The organism is Rhodococcus sp. WB1, assembly GCF_001700945.1.
Lineage (GTDB): Bacteria > Actinomycetota > Actinomycetes > Mycobacteriales > Mycobacteriaceae > Rhodococcus > Rhodococcus aetherivorans.
This window is the reverse complement of record NZ_CP015529.1, coordinates 1524892-1542243: the sequence shown is the minus strand read 5'-3', so window position 1 is coordinate 1542243 and position 17352 is coordinate 1524892. Positions and strand designations below refer to the sequence as shown.

Below are 17352 nucleotides of genomic sequence, written 5' to 3'. Positions count from 1 at the left end.
TCCGACTACTCCTGGAACGAAGGATCCGGAACGGATTCCGCCCCGGGTCCGAGACGGAACTCCGGGGCGGAATGCGTGCGGCTTACTTGGCGACGACGGCCAGCACGTCGCGAGCCGACAGGATCAGGTACTCCTGGCCGGCGTACTTGATCTCGGTTCCGCCGTACTTGCTGTAGATGACGACGTCGCCTTCCTTGACATCGAGGGGGATGCGCTTCTCACCCTCGTCGTCCCAGCGGCCGGGGCCGACGGCGACGACGGTGCCCTCCTGGGGCTTCTCCTTCGCCGTGTCCGGGATGACCAGGCCGGAGGCAGTCGTCGTCTCGGCCTCGTTGGCCTGGACGAGGATCTTGTCCTCGAGCGGCTTGATGTTCACGCTCGCCACGATGAGCCCTCCACTTTCAGGGGTTCGATGGTCCGAGGCCTCTTGTCGTCCTCGGACAGGGTTTGTTCAGTCACCACGGTGACTCCGCGCGCAGTCCCGTCGTCGCGGGTGCCGGAACTCGCTCGGCGTCGACTAGCACTCTATACACGCGAGTGCCAGCGCTCAAGGGCAGCGGGTGCTGAATGTCCCCGTGTCGCCCCGGGCACCCCATGCTGCCATCGAAGGCCCCTCGGCCCCGGGCGGCCCTCCGGTCGACCGCGCCCGCCCGGCAACGACGGCCGGAGGCCGGCCCCCGTCCGCCCATGAGCCGGGCCCGTCCGCAACCGAGGAGACCGAATCGTGACCATTCGTATCCGGGAGCTGCCCGGTCGGCCACCCCGCCGGGCAGCGGTCCCCTCACAGCCCACTCCCCCGCCACTGTGCTCGCCCTGCGAGCCGGAAGAACGCCTCCGAGCTGGCACAACAGCGGCGCTGCCGGACTCGGCCCGCCTCCGCCACCGACGTCCGGCGGCCGGTCCACGGGCGGGGTAGCCGGGCCTGCGGCGCGGCCGGACGGACGGGGATCGCCGGTTTTCGACGAGCGCTCGCGGCCACCCGTCTGTTACGTTCGGATAACGGAGACCGAACGCGTGACCATTCGGTGACATTGCGGCCTCGTCCGCGTCACTGTCCGCCGGTCACGCACGGGAGGGGAACTATGCGCACGTCGCTGGGGATTTCCACCGGCGCTTCCGGAGTGGGCTCAGCCCTCGTCGTCGAGGGGTCCGGGGATCGCACCACCGAGTACCGATTTCTCGCCGCCGATCCCGACGCAGCCGGGGATCTGGGCGACCTCGTCATCGATGCCCTCTCCCTCATGAGCACCCAGATCGACGGCCACGCCGTCCCCGACGCCGTGGCGGTGGCCTACCGCACGCCCGAGCACGCGGAGGCGATCCGCTCCGCGGCGGTGCGCGACGGCCACATCGTCCACCTGGTTCCGGAGACGACCGCCGTCTTCGCCTACCTGCACGGCACCGGCCTCGTCGACACCGCCGACACCCTCGCCGTCGCCGACCTCGGGGCATCGGGATTCACCGTCTCCGTTTTCGACCGACGGTCCGGATCGGTGCTGCGCTCGGCCCGGACCGGGGACGTCGGGGGCGATGCCGTCCGTGGCCGCGTCTACGACCACGTGCGCCGCCAGATCGGCCGCACCCGCGGCCGCATTCCGATCGACACCGCCCTGTTGACGGTGCGCTGCCAGGGCGCCCTCGAGGCCCTCGGCTCCGCGTCGGCCACCAGGGTCGAACTCGGTGACGCCGGCCCCGCGGTGCCCCTGACCCGCGCCGAACTCGACGAGATGGTGGCCGATCTCGCCGACACCGCCGCGGCGTTCACGCGACGGATCTGCGGCGGCACCGAGCCGCGGCCGCAGATGCTCGCCCTCGTCGGCGGCGCCGCGGCCATGCCGGCTCTCGCCGGAGCCGTGACCTCCGCGTTCGCGGGGACCGCCGTGACGGTGCCGGAACCGGCCACGGCAGCGGCCCACGGTGCCGCGCTGCTCGCCGCGTCGTCACGCCTCGCGTCGTATCCGCCGGTGGGCGCCTCGGCGCCGACGCCGAGCACCCCCGGGGGCAAGGTATCCGGCGCACTCGCCGGGGCGCTGGTCGTCGGTGCGCTCGTCGCCGGCTACGCGACCGACCGGATCGCGTCCGACGACACGCCCGTCTCCCCCGCCGGCACCAGCGACCAGGCCACCACCCAGCCTGCGGCGGCGGTTCCCGACACCGGACACACGCAGATCCCCTCCGAGGATCCTCACGCCACCGTCACCACGACGGCTCCGGACAACGGTTACGCACGCACGCCCGCGCCGGACCCCTACCCCACCGGGTCGCTACCCCCGACGAGCACCTCGGCGACGACCACGCCGCCCAGCACGCCGGAGTCGACCACCACCGACCGGCCCGAGTCGCCCCCGGAGGCCCCGGGCACCGACCGGCCGTGGCAGTTCCCGGGAACCCTGCCGAGCGTTTCGTTGCCGACCGTCCCGCTGCCGACACCGCCCGGTATGACACCGCCCGAGAGCACGACACCGAGCCCGACGACGTCCGCGCCGACGACCGAGTCCGCACCCGCCGAGACGACGACCGACACCTCCTCGACCGCCGCCCCGGCGGAGGGAACGACGAGTTCGTCCCCGTTGCGCATCGAACCGTCGCCGGTCGGCTGAGCCGCACCGGCCGATCCCCCGCAGCGGACGGTCAGGCCGGCACCTGGGCGATCTCGACCGGCAGCCCGGGGTCGGTCCCGACGGTGAGCGCGGACGGCTGCGCACCTCCGGCGATCAGGTGCGCCCCCAGCGCCGCGATCATCACCCCGTTGTCGGTGCACAACCGCGGCCGCGGCACCCGCAGCGTGATCCCCGCGGCGGCGCAGCGCTCCTCGGCGAGTTCCCGCAAGCGGGAATTGGCGGTGGCCCCACCCCCGAGGACCAGGGTGTCCACGCCCACATCCTGCGCGGCCCGCACCGCCTTCATCGTCAGCACGTCGGCCACCGACTCCTGGAAACCGGCCGCCACGTCCGCGAGCGGGACGGGCTCGCCGGCGCGCTCGCGCGCCTCGACGAACCGCGCGACGGCCGTCTTGAGCCCGGAGAAGGAGAAGTCGTGCCGGGCGTCGCGCGGCCCCGTCATCCCCCGCGGGAACACCACCGCGGTGCGGTCGCCGTCCTGCGCGGCCCGGTCCAGCGCCGGACCGCCCGGAAAACCCAGCCCGAGCAAACGCGCCACCTTGTCGAAGGCCTCCCCGGCCGCGTCGTCGACCGTGGTGCCGAGCTCGACGATCGGCGTGCGGCCGAGGTCCTCGACGTGTAGCAGGTGCGTGTGCCCGCCGGAGACCAGCAGCGCCACGCACGGCGGCATCGGCCCGTGCTCGATCGTGTCCACCGCGACGTGCCCGCCGAGGTGGTTGATCGCGTAGAACGGCACGTCCCACGCCGCCGCGTAGGCCTTGGCTGCGGCGACACCGACGAGCAGCGCACCGGCGAGGCCGGGACCGATCGTCACGCACACGGCGTCGGGCTTGGCGATCCCGGCCGCGGCGAGCGCCCGTCGCATGGTCGGGACGATCGCCTCGAGGTGTGCGCGGGACGCGATCTCCGGGACGACGCCGCCGAACCGGGCGTGTTCGTCGACGCTGGAGGCCACCTCGTCGGCGAGCAGTTCGAGGGTGCCGTCGCCGACCCACCGGACGATGCCGACGCCCGTCTCGTCGCACGAGCTCTCGATGCCCATCACGATCACGACTGTGACTCCTTCCGCCGGTCCGGCCGGCACATGGTGTACGCGTCGGCGCCGCTCGGCTGGTAGTACCGCTTTCTGGTCCCGACGATCTCGAAACCCTCCCGGCGGTACAGCGCGATCGCCGCGTCGTTGTCGGTGCGCACCTCCAGGAACACGGGGCCGCCCCAGGCGTCGGCCGCCCGCAACAGCTCGGCGAGCAGCGCGCCACCGACGCCGCGGCGCCGCTGCTGCGGGTCCACACCGATGGTGTGGACCTCGGACTCCGGATGGATTCCGGTGCCGAGACGGGCGAGACCGGCGTAGCCGATCAGCCGGCCTTCGTCGTCGCGGGCGGCGACGTAGTGGTTCTGCGGCGCCGCCAGCTCGGCGCGGAAGGCGCCGGCGCTCCACGGGTCGTCGCCGGGGAACAGGATCCGTTCCAGCTCGGCGCACCGTGCGACGTCGGACGGCTGCAGCGCGTCGACGAGGGGAAGCGGGTCGTGGGGGCTCATTTCTTCTTCCGGTCCGCCGTCTCCACCGCATCGGGCCGGCGCAGGTAGAGGGGCACCAGGGGCTCGGGCTCCACCCCGGCGAGCAGGTCCGCGACGGCGACGGCGACCAGGCCCGCCGGAGACGGTGTGGCCACCGGATGTGCGGGCAGCGCGAACAGGTCGGTGTGCGGGCGGGACCCGGCGATCCGCAGCGACGGCTCCGCCTTCAGCTCCGCCGGCTTGCACACGCCCGGCCCCTCGACGCGGTGGCCACCGGAGTACCGCGCCCAGTACACCTCGCGGCGACGGGCGTCGGTGACGACGAGCAGATCACCGTCGCCGTCCGTGCCGTGGACGTCGGCCGCGATCGCGTCGAGGCTGCACACGCCGTGCACCGGCACGCCGAGGGCGTCGCCGAAGGCCGCGGCGGTCGCCATACCGACACGCAGGCCCGTGAACGGGCCGGGGCCGACACCGACGACGACGGCGTCGAGGTCGGCCGGCGTGTGGCCGGTGGACGACAGGCAGTCGAGGATCTGCGGAGTCAGCACCTCGGCGTGGGCGCGTGGATTGTCCGTGACCCGCACGGCCAACGTCTCGATGTCGACGCCCCCGCGTTCACCGCCGTCGTCTACCCGGACGAGACCTGCGGTGACAGCGGGGGTGGCGGTATCCACGGCGAGAACGAGCACGAGTATCCAGAGTACCGCCGAGCGCGACGGTCACCCCACCCAGGACCAGGTGGCGGTGCGCACGTCCGAGTCCGGTTCGCGGCGCAGCCGCACCCGCAGGTGCCGCTCGGTCAGTGTCTCGACCAGCCCCTCACCCCATTCCACGACGACCACGGCGGCGGTCAGGTCGGTGTCGAGGTCCAGGGCATCGAGTTCGTCGAGGGCGTTCGGACCGTCCCCGAGGCGGTAGGCGTCGACGTGGATCATCCCCACGGGTTCGCCACCGGCGCGATCGCCGGGGCGATGCTCGCGCGCGATGACGAAGGTCGGCGAGGTGACCCGGCCCTGCACCCCCAGGCCCGCGGCGATTCCGCGGGTCAGGGCGGTCTTCCCGGCACCGAGCGGACCGTCCAGGACGACGAGATCACCCGCGTGCAGTTCGCGTGCCAGGCGGCGGCCCAACGCCTCGGTGTCCTCGACCGTGGGCAGCTCGGCATACTGCTCGGTGCGTGTGCCGGTGGAGCGATCGTCACCCAATTGCGGCGCGCCTCCTGCCGGCGTCGTGGGCGAACCCGCGCTGGATGAGCCGGTCCAGCGCACCGACGACGACCTCGGGGAACTCGAGCTGGACCAGGTGCCCGGCCCCGCGGACCCGCTTGAGCTCGACGTCCGGCAACGCCGCCGCGAGCTCTTCGGAGCCGGAGAACGGGATGATCATGTCGGCGTCCCCGCACAGCACCAGCACGGGCACCTGTCCGAGCACCGGCAACGCCGCCGACTCGTCGTGCAGTTCGAGGGTGCGCAGGAAGTTCACGATGGTCAGCACCGAGGTTTCCGCCAGCATCCGGTCGGAGAACTCCACCAGCTTCGGGCTGACCACCGTCCCGTAGGACGCGGCGCGCAGGATCGGCGCGATGATCGCCTTGGCGGCCCCACGGGCGTACTGCACGAACCCCGGCGCGGTGCGGGCCAGATGCCGGAACGCGTCGATCACCGGGTTCTCGAGGTTACGGCCGATGCCGGTCTTGGTCAGCCCGGCGGCGGTGGTGGCGAGCAGGCCCACCCCGACGATGCGTTCGTCGAACAACTCCGGGCGCTGGGCGGCCAGGGCGATGGTCGTCATCCCGCCCATCGAGTGCCCGACCACGACCACCGGGCCGGTGGGGACGACGGTGTCGATGACGGTGCCCAGATCGCGGCCGAGCTGAGCGATGGTGCAGGACTTCGACGTCGACACGGCGGATTCCCCGTGGCCGCGCTGGTCGTAGAAGACCATCCGCACGTCCTTGCCCCACCGCTCCTGCAGGTGGCGCATCTGCAGATGCCAGGACTGCATGCGCAGGCAGTACCCGTGCACGAACACGATCGTCAGCGGCGCCAGGGCCGAACCCACCTCCCGGACGGCGAGGTCGACGCCGTCCTCGGTACGCACGGTGCGCTTGGGCAGCGCGAGCATCGCGTCGAAGTCTTCCTCGCCGTAGATCTCGTGCGCGGGCAGGCCCGCGGTGCGCACCGCGTACAGCCCCGCGTTCGAGCCGAGCGTGGCCAGGCTCGCACCCAACAGCCCCAAACTGCCCAACAGCGTCATCGCTGCTCGCCTCCTCCGCCACCGACGTAGGTGCGGACGGTGCGCCCGCCCACGCCGGTGACCACCTCGTAATTGATGGTGTCCAGTAGGTCGGCCCAGTCCTGCGCGGCGGGCTCGCCATGGCTACCGTCACCGAAGAAGAACGCGGTATCGCCTTCTTTTACTCCGTCCCCGTCCGGTCCGAGATCGACCACGACCTGGTCCATGCACACGCGGCCGAGCTGCGGTCGGCGGCGTCCGCCGAGCTGCACCTCGAACCGGCCGCTGAGATTACGCCGGATTCCGTCGGCGTATCCCATCGGCAGCAGGGCCACGGTGGTGTCGGCGGGCGCCACCCAGCGATGCCCGTAGGACACTCCGGACCCTGCAGTCACCTTCTTCACCAGCGCCACCCTCGTTCGCAACGTCATCGCGGGCCGGAACCCGAAGTCCCCGACCTCGGGGATCGGGGACAACCCGTACATCGCTATACCCGGTCTGACCATGTCAAAACGCAGGTCGGGGCGGGTAACGGTCGCTGCCGAGTTCGACAGGTGCACCACCTCGGGCTTCATGCCGTGGCGGCTCAGGTCGGCGACGGCCTCGCGCAGCCGGTCCCGCTGGCAGTCGATCTCGGGGTGGTCGAGTTCGTCCGCGTGTGCGAGATGGGAGAAGGCGCCGCGCAGCCGGATCGCCCCCTCCGCCCGGGCCCGGCCCAGATCCCGCAGGAACGCCGGCCACTCGTCCCGTGCCACGCCGTTGCGGTTGAGGCCGGTGTCGATCTTCGCGGTGAGCACCGCGGTCACACCCGTCTCCCGAGCCGCGGCGACGATCGACGCGAGATGCCGCGTCGACGACACCCCCAGCTCGACGCCGGCGGCGATGGCGGGGGCGAAGTCGGCGTCGACGGTGTGCAGCCACGACAGCACGGGCGCGTCGATCCCCGCGCGGCGCAGCTCGAGCGCCTCGGTCAGGGTCGTCACCCCCAGCTCCCGCGCGCCGGCGGCGAGCGCGGCCCGGGCCACCGGGACGGCACCGTGGTTGTACGCGTCGGCCTTGACCACGGCCATCACCGCCGCCTCCCCTGCGTACTCCCGCAGCCGCCGCACGTTCTCGGCCACGGCGTCGAGGTCGATCAACGCCTCGGCCTGCGGCAGGTCGTGGTGGAGGTGGTTGCGGGGTCGGGGTTCGGCCGTGGTCATGAATCTCGATCCTGCCACTGCGGACGAAGTGGCCCGCAGCACGGTGGCAGGTGTCGGGATCACGATTCGGCCATGCCCCGCAGGCTCCGCACCGCCGCGGGCACCCGATCCAGGATCGCGCTCGCCGAAGTGGGGGCGGCCCAACCGGGTTCACCGCCGCGAGCGGCGAGATCGCGACCGCCGCGAGCGGCGAGATCGTGCCCGCCGCGAGCGGCGAGATCCGCGGCGGTGGAGTGGGCGCGCGCGCCCGCCGCGGCCGCGAGATCCGGAGCCATCCCCGCGGACATCAGTGCCCCGATCATCCCGGACAGCACGTCGCCCGCGCCGGCGGTGGCCGCCCACGACCCGCCCGCCTCGTTGACGAACACGTGCCCGTCCGGGTTCGCGATCAGCGTCGACCGGCCCTTGAGCAGTACGTGAACCCGCCAGTCGGCGGCCAGTGCCCGCACCGCCGCCACCCGGTCCGGCTCGGGCCGGCGTCCGGTGAGCCGCGCGAACTCCCCGGCATGCGGTGTCAGCAGGGTCGGAGCCCGCCGGCCGCGGACCAGGTCCGGCTGCCGCGACAGCAGCGTCAGCCCGTCGGCGTCGACGAGGACGGGAAGATCGGTGGCCAGCACGTCGCGCAACGTGTCGGCCGCCTGGTGATCGGTGCCGCCGCCCGGCCCGATCACCCATGCCTGGACGCGGCCCGCCTCGGCGAACGACGGCGCGGCCACCACCTCGGGGAACCGGGCCAGCACGACGGGGGCGGCGCTGCCGGCGTAGCGGACCATGCCGGACGTCGCGGCCACCGCTGCGCCGGCGCAGAGCACGCCGGCGCCCGGGAACCGGGCGCTACCCGCGACGATGCCCACGACGCCCTGGCTGTACTTGTCGTCGTCGGCGCCCGGGACCGGCCAGATTGCTCCGATCTCGGCGGGCTCGGCCGCCACCATGCACGGCGGCGGCAGCTCGAGACCGATGTCGACGAGCTCGACCCGCCCGCACCGGGTGGGCGCGAGGGCGTGGACCGGCTTGTAGGCGCCGAATGTGACGGTCACGGCCGCGGTCACGGCCGGCCCGTCGACGGCGCCGGTGTCCGGGTCGACGCCGCTCGGGGTGTCCACGGCCACGATCGGGGCGGTGATCTGCTCGACCACCGCGGCCGCGGCCGGGCGCAGCGGGCCCCGGCCGGAGATGCCGACAACGCCGTCGAGCACGAGGTCCGGGTCACCGATCCGGTCCGGATCCGCCGGTACGGCGCGCCCGCCGGCGGCGCGCAGCGCCGCCAGTCCCGCCCGGTGCGCCCGCTCGGGGTCGAGGAGCAGCGCCGTGACCGCGACCCCGCGGCGGCGCAGGAACGCGCCCGCCCACAGGGCGTCGCCGCCGTTGTCGCCCGATCCGACGAGCAGGGTCACGCGACGACCGGCGACGGCGCCGGTGCGCGAGCGCAGTTCCGCCGCCGCGACCCGGGCGAGCCCGAACGCGGCGCGGCGCATCAGCGTGCCCTCGGGCAGGGCGGCGAGCAGCGGCGCCTCCGCCGCCCGCACCTGCTCGCACGGGTAGTAGCTGCGCATCGGGCCTCCCGCCGGGGTCGCTATTCCACCGTCACGGACTTGGCGAGGTTGCGTGGCTTGTCGACGTCGTAGCCGCGCGCCTGGGCGACCTCGGCGGCGAAGACCTGCAGCGGCACGGTCGACAGCAGCGGCTGCAGCAACGTCGGCGCGGCGGGGATCTCGATGAGGTGGTCGGCGAACGGCCGCACCGCCTCGTCGCCCTCCTCCGCGATCACCACGGTGCGGGCACCGCGGGCCTGGATCTCCCGGATGTTGCTCAGCAGCTTCGAGTGCAGCACCGCCCGCCCCTTCGGCGACGGCATCACCACGATCACCGGCAGCCCGTCCTCGATCAGCGCGATCGGACCGTGCTTGAGCTCGCCGGCGGCGAAGCCCTCGGCGTGCATGTACGCCAGCTCCTTGAGCTTGAGCGCACCCTCGAGCGCCACCGGATACCCCACGTGCCGGCCCAGGAACAGCACCGTCGACGACGCCGCCAGCTCCCGCGCCAGGCGCCGCACCGGCTCGACCGTCTCGAGCACCCGCGCGATCAGGTGCGGCATCGCGGCCAGATCGGCGTACTCGCGGGCCACCTCGTCCGGGTACTTGGTGCCGCGGGCCTGCGCCAGCGCCAACCCCACCAGGTAGTTCGCGGCGACCTGCGCCAGGAACGCCTTGGTCGAGGCCACCCCGATCTCCGGGCCGGCCCGGGTGTAGAGCACCGCGTCGGCCTCCCGGGGGATCTGCGCGCCGTTGGTGTTGCACACCGCCAGCACCCGTGCCTTCTGATCCTTCGCGTGCCGCACCGCCTCGAGGGTGTCGGCGGTTTCCCCGGACTGCGAGATCGCCACCACCAGCGTCGACCGGTCCAGCACCGGATCCCGGTACCGGAACTCGCTGGCGAGCTCGACCTCCACCGGCAACCGCGTCCAGTGCTCGATCGCGTACTTGGCCACCAGACCCGAGTGGTAGGCGCTGCCACACGCGACGACGAACACCTTGTCCACGTCGCGCAGCTCCTGATCCGACAGCCGCTGCTCGTCGAGCACGATGCGGCCCCCGGCGAAGTGCCCGAGCAGCGTGTCGGCCACCGCGGCGGGCTGCTCCTCGATCTCCTTGAGCATGAAGTAGTCGTGGCCGCCCTTCTCGGCGGCCGCCAGATCCCAGTCGATCTCGAACGGGCGGGTCACCACGTCGGTGCCGCCGTCGAAATCGGACACCTGATACCCGTCGGCGGTGATCACCACCACCTGGTCCTGGCCCAGCTCCACCGCGTGCCGGGTGTGCTCGATGAACGCGGCCACGTCCGAGGCCACGAACGTCTCGCCGTCGCCGACCCCGACGACCAGCGGCGTCGACCGGCGCGCCGCGACGATCGTGTCCGGATGGTCGGCATGGGTGAACACCAGCGTGAAGGCCCCCTCGAGCCGGCGCAGCACCGACAGCGCACTGGCCTCGAAGTCCCCCGCGGTCGGCCCGTCCGCATACGCCCGGGCCACCAGATGCACCGCCACCTCGGTGTCGGTGTCGCTGGCGAACTCCACCCCGGCCTTCTCGAGCTCCACCCGCAGCGGCGCGAAGTTCTCGATGATGCCGTTGTGCACCACCGCCACCTTCCCCGACCCGTCCCGGTGCGGATGCGCATTGCGGTCGGTGGGACGACCGTGCGTGGCCCACCGGGTGTGCCCCATGCCGGTGGTGCCGGCGAAGTGCTCCACCCCCACCTCGTCGAGCTCGGCCTCGAGATTGGCCAGCCGGCCCGCCTTGCGCTCGACGGCCAGGCCGCCCGCACCGTCCAGGACCGCCACACCGGCCGAGTCGTAGCCCCGGTACTCCATCCGCCGCAGTGCCTCCACCACGACATCGAGAGCCGGGCGATGCCCGACGTACCCCACGATTCCGCACATGGTTAGCAGGGTACTGGTCCGCGACCCGCCGGTAACAACTCGTCCACGTCCCGGCGGGTGGCACGCTCGAAGCTGATCATCGGCTAACGTTCACGCCGTGGCGGCGAAACCGAAATCCCTGGCCCAGCGGCTCTCGAAGCGCGGACCGCACACGGTGCTGCGCGGCAACCTCGCTCTCGCAGGTCAGCCGGGCATCGTCTACACCCCCGCCGAGGGCTTCGGCCTGCCCGCCGTCGCGTTCGGCCACGGCTGGATGACCGGTCTCGACAAGTACTCGGCGCTGTTCGAACACCTCGCCTCGTGGGGCATCGTCGTGGCCGCCCCGAGCACCGAACGCGGGCCGATCCCGTCGCACCTGGGCCTGGCCGCCGACCTCGGCACCACCCTCGACATCTGCGTGGGCGTGCGCCTGGGCACCGGACGGATCAGCGTGCACCCCGACCGTCTCGGCCTGGTCGGCCACGGCATGGGCGCGGGAGCTGCGGTACTTGCGGCGTCCCGGCGCGACGTGGCCGCCGTCGCCGCGCTCTACCCGGCCCCGACGTCGCCGCCGGCCTCGGTCCTGGCCGCGCGTGTGCACGCGCCCGGGCTCGTGCTCGCCGCCGAGAAGGACCTCGGCTCGATGGGCAGTGATGCCGTCGCCGTCGCCCAGGCCTGGGGCGGCGAGATGCTGATGCGGTCCGTCCACAAGGCCACCGACGACGGCATGATCGAGGGCCGCCGCCTGCTCGCCTTCCTCGGCGTCGGCGGCGCCCAGCGCAACACCCAGAAGGTCACCCGCGCGCTGCTCACCGGATATCTGCTGTACCGGCTCGCCGGCGACAAGACCTACGCGCCGTTCGCCGACCCCGAGGCCGAGCTTCCCGGCTCGGAGGTGCTCACCGAGCCCGACGCGATCGACCGCGAGCTCGGCACTCAGATCAACCAGCTGCTCGGGCGATAGAACTCCTCTTCGACGGCCGGCGCCGGCCCGCGCGTCGCGCCGGCGGCGAGTTCACGGGGTTCCCGGAGGCGCCGCAGGTTCTCGAGCCGGCGCTCGACCGCGTCCCGGTGCTCGGCGACGATGTGTTCGAACCGTCCGGTCACAGCGGCCCCGCCTCCGCCAGGACCACGCCGTCGGCAGGCTCCTCCTCGGGGCCCGCTTCGACGCTCTCACCAGCAGGTTCCGCCGACGCGGGCCGCCGCGCGGGGGTGTCCGCCCGCGTGCCGGGCATCCCGGCCGGCGCGGGACCGAGCGCTCCGCCGTCACCTGGTTCGTCCGGTCGCCGCGGCTCGTCGGGCGGTGTGGGCGGCGTGTCGTCGCCCGGACCGGCGCCGGGTGTGTCGGGGTCCGTTCCCGTCCCTCCGGCGGCGGGGGCCGGGGTCTCGGGGGCGGGTGTGCGCGACGGCGGGTGTGCCGGATCCGGCGGCGGCGACAGAGAACGCTCCGGCTGCGGTTGCGGCGGGCCGGCCGGCTCGACGGCCTCGGAAACCTCTTCCACCACGGTCGTGGCCAGACCGAGGACCGCGCCTGTGAGTTCGCCCACGGCCGTCGCCAGCCGCAGCCCCGCGGCCACCAGGTCCGTCGCCGCCCCACACGGCGACCACGGATCGGTCACCGGAGCCACGCTCCGCGGGCCGGGATCCGGCGGCGCCAGCGTCGCGGCGAGTTCGGCGAGTACCGCCCGCACCGCTCGGTCGGTGTCGTCGCACAGGTCGAGGAACGACTCGACGGCCGTCTCCACCCCGGGCCGGAACACCTCGTCGCGCCACCGCCCGCACCATTGCGTGACAGCCGCGCGTGCGGGGGCCGGGCCCAGCGCCGAATCCCAGGCGGCGAGCTGGGCTGTCGTCGGGCCGTCGCCGCCCGCGGCGCCGGCCAGAATCGCGTCGATCTCCTCGACGGTGCGCCCGCCGACGGTCGTGTCGGCGAACTCGGCGGCCGCCCGGGACTTCTCCTCGACGATCGCGAGCACCGCGGCCGCCGCGTCGGTCAGCGCGCGACGTGCGGCGCCGAGCCGTGCCTGCAGGTCCTCGCCGACCGCCACATGACGGTCGAGCGCGTCGGCCGCACCCACCGCCCCGCCTCCGGTCCAGGCCGCCGCCAAGGCGTCGACGTAGGAGCGCTGCCGCGCGACCTCGGCACCCAGGGCACCCTCGAGCCGGGCGAACACGTCGGCGTCCGCGAGCAGGACGGCCGGATCCGTGCCGCGCTGCTCGTCGTAGCGTTCCCGCAACTGCGCACAGGACGGCAGGCCGGGGGCGCAGCGCTCGGCGCGGGGAAGATGCTCGGCGAAGAAGCGCAACCCGACGCGGCCCCCGTCGAGCACCAGGTCGAGCCGCTGCCCGCCCCCGGTCACCGGCCTCCTCCGGTCACCGGTGCCCCGTCGGCGGCAGGTCGACGGCCCGCAGGACCGACTCGGACTCCCGCTCCAGCCACGCGTACCCCCCGGCCGCGCGCCGCAGCGCCTCCGCGCGGGCGGCCGTCGCCGCCGACCACTCCGCGACCGCCCGATGCAGCCCGTCGTAGCGCGCTCGCACGACCTCGGCCTCGGACCGGTAGCGGTCGCCGGCCGCGTCCGGACCGAAGCCGACGGCGCGGCACGCACGCGCATGCCAGTCGATCTCGGCGGCCGAGTCCGCCAGGCCCTCGGCGATCACCCGGACCGCCGCACCGTCGAGCCCCACCCCGTCACGCACCGCGCCGCCCCCTCCCTCGTCCCCCCGGGTGGTTCGACGCAGCGGGAGGCGGATCGGTTCCCCGGCGGGGCAGAGCCGACAGATGGAGGCCGACAGATGGAGGCCGACAGATGGAGGCCGTCGGATCGGTGCCGTCAGACGGAGGCGACCGCTCCCGCGAGACGATCGGCGAGAGCACGGGCCACCGCGTCGTCGGCGGCCTCGACCATCACCCGGACCAGTTGTTCGGTGCCCGACGGACGCAGCAGCACCCGCCCGGTCTCCCCCAGTTCCCGCTCCACGGCGGCAACGGCGTCCGCGACGACGGAAGCCTTGGCCACCGCGGCCTTGTCCGACACGGGCACGTTCACCAGCACCTGCGGCAGGGTGCGCATGACCGCGGCGAGCTCCGCGAGGGGCGAAGCGGTCGCGACCATCCGTTCCATGAGGCGCAGGCCGGTGAGCACCCCGTCGCCGGTGGTTCCCAGGGCCGGCAGCACGATGTGGCCGGACTGTTCGCCGCCGAGGCTGAACGAGCCGCGGCGCAGCTCCTCGAGCACGTATCGGTCGCCGACGCCGGCGGTCACGACCGTGATCCCGGCCTCGCGCATCGCCAGGTGCAGGCCGAGGTTGCTCATCACAGTGGCGACGAGCGTGTCGGCGTGCAGCTCGCCGGCCTCGCGCATCCCGAGGGCGAGGATCGCCATGATCGCGTCGCCGTCCACCACGGTGCCCGTCGCATCGACCGCGAGGCACCGGTCGGCGTCGCCGTCGTGCGCGAGACCGAGGTCGGCGCCGTGCTCGACGACCGCGGCCCGGAGGCCGTCGAGATGCGTCGAACCGCAGCCGTCGTTGATGTTGAGCCCGTCCGGGTCGGCGTGCAGCGCGACGACCGTGGCCCCGGCCGCGGCGTACGCGGCCGGCCCGACGCGCGACGCGGCGCCGTTGGCGCAGTCCACCACGACCGTCAGGCCCGTCAGCGGCATGCGCACCGCCGTCGCGAGGTGGGCGAGGTAGCGGTCGGCGGCGTCATCGGCGGTCCGCACCCGGCCGATGCCCGCGCCGGTGGGGCGGGCGACCCCGCCCGCACCGTGCAGCATGGCCTCGATACGGTCCTCGACGGCGTCGTCGAGCTTGTGACCGCCGGCCGCGAAGATCTTGATGCCGTTGTCCGGCATGGGGTTGTGCGACGCGGAGATCATCACGCCGAGGTCGGCGTCGTAGGCCCCGGTCAGGAACGCGACAGCCGGGGTGGGCAGCACCCCGACGGACAACACGTCGACGCCGGCCGCGGTCAGGCCCGCGGTCACGGCGGCCTCGAGCATCTCCCCGCTGGCACGGGGGTCGCGGCCCACCACCGCGACGGGGCGCCGGCCCTCGGCACCGCCTGCCAGCACGGTCGCGGCCGCCCCGGCGAGCCGTACCGCCAGTTCGACCGTGAGCTCGGCGTTCGCCAAGCCTCGCACGCCATCGGTGCCGAACATCCGACCCATCGAGCAAAGTCCTCCACGTCGAGAAATGCGGTCTCCGCCGTCCGCGGGCGCCGCCTGCTGTCGCAAAAAGTACGTCAATGCACGAGAGCAGGCGTCCGGTAGGGAATTCTCTACCGGCGCCTGCTCTCGTGGTCGAACAGGAGCCGAGGCTGACGAGGTCAGCGTCGGCGGCACATCAGCGCTTGGAGTACTGCGGTGCCTTACGGGCCTTCTTCAGGCCGTACTTCTTGCGCTCGGTGGCACGCGGGTCACGCGTGAGGAAGCCGGCGCGCTTGAGCGCGGGGCGATCCTCGGCGGTGACCTCGATCAGCGCGCGGGCGATGGCCAGGCGCAGGGCGCCGGCCTGACCCGACGGGCCGCCGCCGTGCAGGCGGGCATGCACGTCGAACTGCTCGGTGCGCTCGACCGTGACCAGCGGCGACTTGACGAGCTGCTGGTGCACCTTGTTCGGGAAGTAGTCCTCGATGGTGCGGCCGTTGAGCACGAAGTTGCCGGTGCCGGGCACGAGGCGGACGCGGACGACGGCCTCCTTGCGGCGGCCGACGGTCTGCACCGGGCGGTCGAACACGATCGGCGCGGGAGCCGGAGCGGCCTCCTCGGCCACGTACTCGTCCGCGGCGACCTCGACGTTCTCGGCGTCGGTGTACTCGTCGCTGTAGTTCTCGTTCACGTTCTCGGTCACTGCGCCACCTGCTTGATTTCGAACGGCACCGGCTGCTGCGCGGTGTGCGGGTGGTTCGGGCCCGCGTAGACCTTCAGCTTCTTCGCGATCGCGCGACCGAGCTTGTTCTTCGGGAGCATGCCGGTGACGGCCTTCTCCACCAGACGGTCCGGGTTCTTCTCCAGAACCTCACCGACGGTGCGGGACCGGAGGCCGCCCGGGTAGCCGGAGTGGTTGTACAGGAGCTTGTCCTGCTTCTTGTTGCCGGAGATGGCAACCTTGTCCGCGTTGATGATGACGACGAAGTCGCCACCGTCCACGTGGGGGGCAAAAGTGGGCTTGTGCTTGCCGCGGAGCAGGTTCGCCGCCTGCACCGCGAGGCGGCCGAGCACCACGTCGGTGGCGTCGATGACGTGCCACTGGCGGGTCACGTCGCCGGCCTTCGGTGTGTACGTAGACACAGATCTTCCTCGTCTATCGTTTCGCTGCTGGCCCGCGCGCCGCCGATGATCGCTTCCGGCGGCCAGTTGGGACCCGAGAAGCGACGTTCGCCGCGCACGAGGCAACGACGACGGACGACACGCCAACGGCACACGATACCGGGGAGGTGTGTGCACGGTCAAAACAGCACGACGTCCCGGCGGCCTCTCCACCACCGGGACGTCGCTCGCTACTCGTGTCGCCTCAGGCCTGCCACCTCCGTGCCAGCTCGGATTCGACGCTGCGCATCTCGTCGTTGCCCCGCGCCACGGCGACGGCGATCTGGTCGAGCAGCAGATTCAGCTCGGCGGATGCCCGATCCCACTTCTGCTGGGTGACGTGGTACTCGGACCGGGCCTGCCCGTCCCAGGTCTGCACCAGCGGCTCGACCTGTGACCTGATCCGGTCGAGCGTGTCGTTCATGCCGCGCTGCAGTCCGACGACGCGGGTGTGCAGGTCGTCGATGCCACCGAAGTCCTGCCGGATCACATCGGGTCCACTCATTCGTTCGTTCTCCTCGAGTCGTGAGTCGTGTTGTGCGCACGGGCCGATGCGCGGTTCCGCACCGGCCCGCCCGCAGCGGCGTCAGTAGCTGCCGTGGAGGCTGTCGCCGAGGACGTTCAGCGACTGCGCCTGGGCCTGGACGGTGTCCTCGTACGCCCGGCCGTTGGTACGGATGCCGGCGACGATCGCGGCCAGTGCCTCGTTGAGCTGGAGGGCGCTGCGGTCCCATCGCGACATCACGTCGGTGAACGCCATCCCCGACCGGCCCTGCCATACGTCCGGCGACGACGACACGGTGGTGCGCAGCGCACCGAGCAGTTGCTCGAGTTCTCCGTGGGAGTCCTCGATCTGCCGCGCCGCCGTCTCCATGGTCGCGACGTCGGTCGCCACCCGATTCGAACTGCCCTGCCCTGGTTGCGTCACGCCTGTCTCCTCCGTCGTCCCGCGTCCCGTATCCCTCCGGCCCACCGTGGCCGAAGCCGGTTCGCGCCTACATCCGATTGGACGCAGCGCCTGTCCGCCGGGTTCCCCT

At 72.9% G+C, this 17352-nt stretch carries 19 protein-coding genes; 2 read left to right on the top strand and 17 right to left on the bottom strand.

The window, feature by feature from the left end; all coding sequences use genetic code 11:
* Positions 1 to 82: 82 nt before the first annotated feature.
* Positions 83 to 385, bottom strand: a complete 303-nt coding sequence (gene groES, locus A4U64_RS06765; protein WP_003938034.1) for a co-chaperone GroES — start codon at positions 383 to 385, stop codon at positions 83 to 85.
* A 697-nt stretch (positions 386 to 1082) separates the two neighbouring features.
* Between groES and A4U64_RS06760 the strand changes: the two genes are divergently transcribed.
* Entirely contained in the window at positions 1083 to 2600 is a 1518-nt protein-coding gene (locus A4U64_RS06760) for an Hsp70 family protein (RefSeq protein ID WP_232334176.1), read from the top strand.
* A 31-nt stretch (positions 2601 to 2631) separates the two neighbouring features.
* Here A4U64_RS06760 and tsaD read toward each other — a convergent pair whose 3' ends face one another.
* From tsaD to glmS, 8 genes are read right to left on the bottom strand one after another with little or no spacing between them, the layout of a single operon-like run.
* A complete protein-coding gene (gene tsaD / locus A4U64_RS06755; protein ID WP_006940025.1) occupies positions 2632 to 3672 on the bottom strand; it encodes a tRNA (adenosine(37)-N6)-threonylcarbamoyltransferase complex transferase subunit TsaD in 1041 nt (346 codons plus the stop codon).
* Complete coding sequence (gene rimI, locus A4U64_RS06750) at positions 3669 to 4163, bottom strand: ribosomal protein S18-alanine N-acetyltransferase (protein ID WP_006940023.1); 495 nt, start codon at positions 4161 to 4163, stop codon at positions 3669 to 3671. Before rimI ends, tsaD begins: the two co-directional genes overlap by 4 nt.
* Positions 4160 to 4834, bottom strand: coding sequence for a tRNA (adenosine(37)-N6)-threonylcarbamoyltransferase complex dimerization subunit type 1 TsaB (gene tsaB, locus A4U64_RS06745; RefSeq protein WP_029544796.1), 675 nt, complete (start codon positions 4832 to 4834; stop codon positions 4160 to 4162). The genes rimI and tsaB overlap by 4 nt, the downstream gene beginning before the upstream one ends.
* A 30-nt stretch (positions 4835 to 4864) precedes the next feature.
* On the bottom strand, positions 4865 to 5350 hold the full coding sequence (gene tsaE / locus A4U64_RS06740; protein ID WP_006940019.1) for a tRNA (adenosine(37)-N6)-threonylcarbamoyltransferase complex ATPase subunit type 1 TsaE: 486 nt from the start codon (positions 5348 to 5350) through the stop codon (positions 4865 to 4867).
* Positions 5343 to 6401: an alpha/beta fold hydrolase gene (locus A4U64_RS06735; protein ID WP_029544798.1), complete on the bottom strand. Its 1059-nt coding sequence runs from the start codon at positions 6399 to 6401 to the stop codon at positions 5343 to 5345. Before A4U64_RS06735 ends, tsaE begins: the two co-directional genes overlap by 8 nt.
* Positions 6398 to 7582, bottom strand: a complete 1185-nt coding sequence (alr, locus tag A4U64_RS06730; RefSeq protein ID WP_029544801.1) for an alanine racemase — start codon at positions 7580 to 7582, stop codon at positions 6398 to 6400. The genes A4U64_RS06735 and alr overlap by 4 nt, the downstream gene beginning before the upstream one ends.
* Positions 7583 to 7641: 59 nt before the next feature.
* Complete coding sequence (locus tag A4U64_RS06725) at positions 7642 to 9138, bottom strand: NAD(P)H-hydrate dehydratase (RefSeq protein WP_006934938.1); 1497 nt, start codon at positions 9136 to 9138, stop codon at positions 7642 to 7644.
* A 20-nt stretch (positions 9139 to 9158) separates the two neighbouring features.
* Positions 9159 to 11024 (bottom strand): glutamine--fructose-6-phosphate transaminase (isomerizing), encoded by a 1866-nt coding sequence (gene glmS, locus A4U64_RS06720; RefSeq protein ID WP_029544805.1) that lies wholly within the window; start codon positions 11022 to 11024, stop codon positions 9159 to 9161.
* A gap of 97 nt (positions 11025 to 11121) precedes the next feature.
* Here glmS and A4U64_RS06715 point away from each other — a divergent pair, with 97 nt between their 5' ends.
* Entirely contained in the window at positions 11122 to 11967 is an 846-nt protein-coding gene (locus A4U64_RS06715) for a dienelactone hydrolase family protein (RefSeq protein ID WP_029544807.1), read from the top strand.
* On the opposite strand, the gene A4U64_RS28465 is transcribed toward A4U64_RS06715, so the two are convergent.
* The 8 genes from A4U64_RS28465 to A4U64_RS06680 form a co-directional block, all read right to left on the bottom strand.
* On the bottom strand, positions 11940 to 12110 hold the full coding sequence (locus A4U64_RS28465) for a hypothetical protein (RefSeq protein ID WP_006934931.1): 171 nt from the start codon (positions 12108 to 12110) through the stop codon (positions 11940 to 11942). The genes A4U64_RS06715 and A4U64_RS28465 overlap by 28 nt on opposite strands.
* Positions 12107 to 13363, bottom strand: coding sequence for a hypothetical protein (locus A4U64_RS06710; protein ID WP_065922356.1), 1257 nt, complete (start codon positions 13361 to 13363; stop codon positions 12107 to 12109). Before A4U64_RS06710 ends, A4U64_RS28465 begins: the two co-directional genes overlap by 4 nt.
* A 13-nt stretch (positions 13364 to 13376) precedes the next feature.
* The gene (locus A4U64_RS06705) at positions 13377 to 13703 is read right to left on the bottom strand and encodes a hypothetical protein (protein WP_006934927.1); all 327 of its coding nucleotides are present in this window, start codon (positions 13701 to 13703) and stop codon (positions 13377 to 13379) included.
* 134 nt (positions 13704 to 13837) lie between these two features.
* A complete protein-coding gene (gene glmM / locus A4U64_RS06700) occupies positions 13838 to 15175 on the bottom strand; it encodes a phosphoglucosamine mutase (protein ID WP_006934924.1) in 1338 nt (445 codons plus the stop codon).
* A 175-nt stretch (positions 15176 to 15350) separates the two neighbouring features.
* A complete protein-coding gene (gene rpsI, locus A4U64_RS06695) occupies positions 15351 to 15857 on the bottom strand; it encodes a 30S ribosomal protein S9 (protein ID WP_006934923.1) in 507 nt (168 codons plus the stop codon).
* The gene (rplM, locus tag A4U64_RS06690; protein WP_006934922.1) at positions 15854 to 16297 is read right to left on the bottom strand and encodes a 50S ribosomal protein L13; all 444 of its coding nucleotides are present in this window, start codon (positions 16295 to 16297) and stop codon (positions 15854 to 15856) included. The genes rpsI and rplM overlap by 4 nt, the downstream gene beginning before the upstream one ends.
* Before the next feature lie 223 nt (positions 16298 to 16520).
* Positions 16521 to 16820: a WXG100 family type VII secretion target gene (locus A4U64_RS06685; protein WP_006934921.1), complete on the bottom strand. Its 300-nt coding sequence runs from the start codon at positions 16818 to 16820 to the stop codon at positions 16521 to 16523.
* Between the two features lie 81 nt (positions 16821 to 16901).
* On the bottom strand, positions 16902 to 17243 hold the full coding sequence (locus A4U64_RS06680) for a WXG100 family type VII secretion target (RefSeq protein ID WP_231772664.1): 342 nt from the start codon (positions 17241 to 17243) through the stop codon (positions 16902 to 16904).
* Between the last annotated feature and the right edge of the window lie 109 nt (positions 17244 to 17352).

What these genes read in the sequence shown, in the direction of transcription:
- A4U64_RS06725 (WP_006934938.1), bottom strand. Translation starts at nt 9,138, where the DNA reads ATGCGCAGCTACTACCCGTGCGAGCAGGTGCGGGCGGCGGAGGCGCCG.
- A4U64_RS06760 (WP_232334176.1), top strand. Translation starts at nt 1,083, where the DNA reads ATGCGCACGTCGCTGGGGATTTCCACCGGCGCTTCCGGAGTGGGCTCA.
- A4U64_RS06735 (WP_029544798.1), bottom strand. Translation starts at nt 6,401, where the DNA reads ATGACGCTGTTGGGCAGTTTGGGGCTGTTGGGTGCGAGCCTGGCCACG.
- alr (WP_029544801.1), bottom strand. Translation starts at nt 7,582, where the DNA reads ATGACCACGGCCGAACCCCGACCCCGCAACCACCTCCACCACGACCTG.
- rimI (WP_006940023.1), bottom strand. Translation starts at nt 4,163, where the DNA reads ATGAGCCCCCACGACCCGCTTCCCCTCGTCGACGCGCTGCAGCCGTCC.
- glmM (WP_006934924.1), bottom strand. Translation starts at nt 15,175, where the DNA reads ATGGGTCGGATGTTCGGCACCGATGGCGTGCGAGGCTTGGCGAACGCC.
- A4U64_RS06685 (WP_006934921.1), bottom strand. Translation starts at nt 16,820, where the DNA reads ATGAGTGGACCCGATGTGATCCGGCAGGACTTCGGTGGCATCGACGAC.
- glmS (WP_029544805.1), bottom strand. Translation starts at nt 11,024, where the DNA reads ATGTGCGGAATCGTGGGGTACGTCGGGCATCGCCCGGCTCTCGATGTC.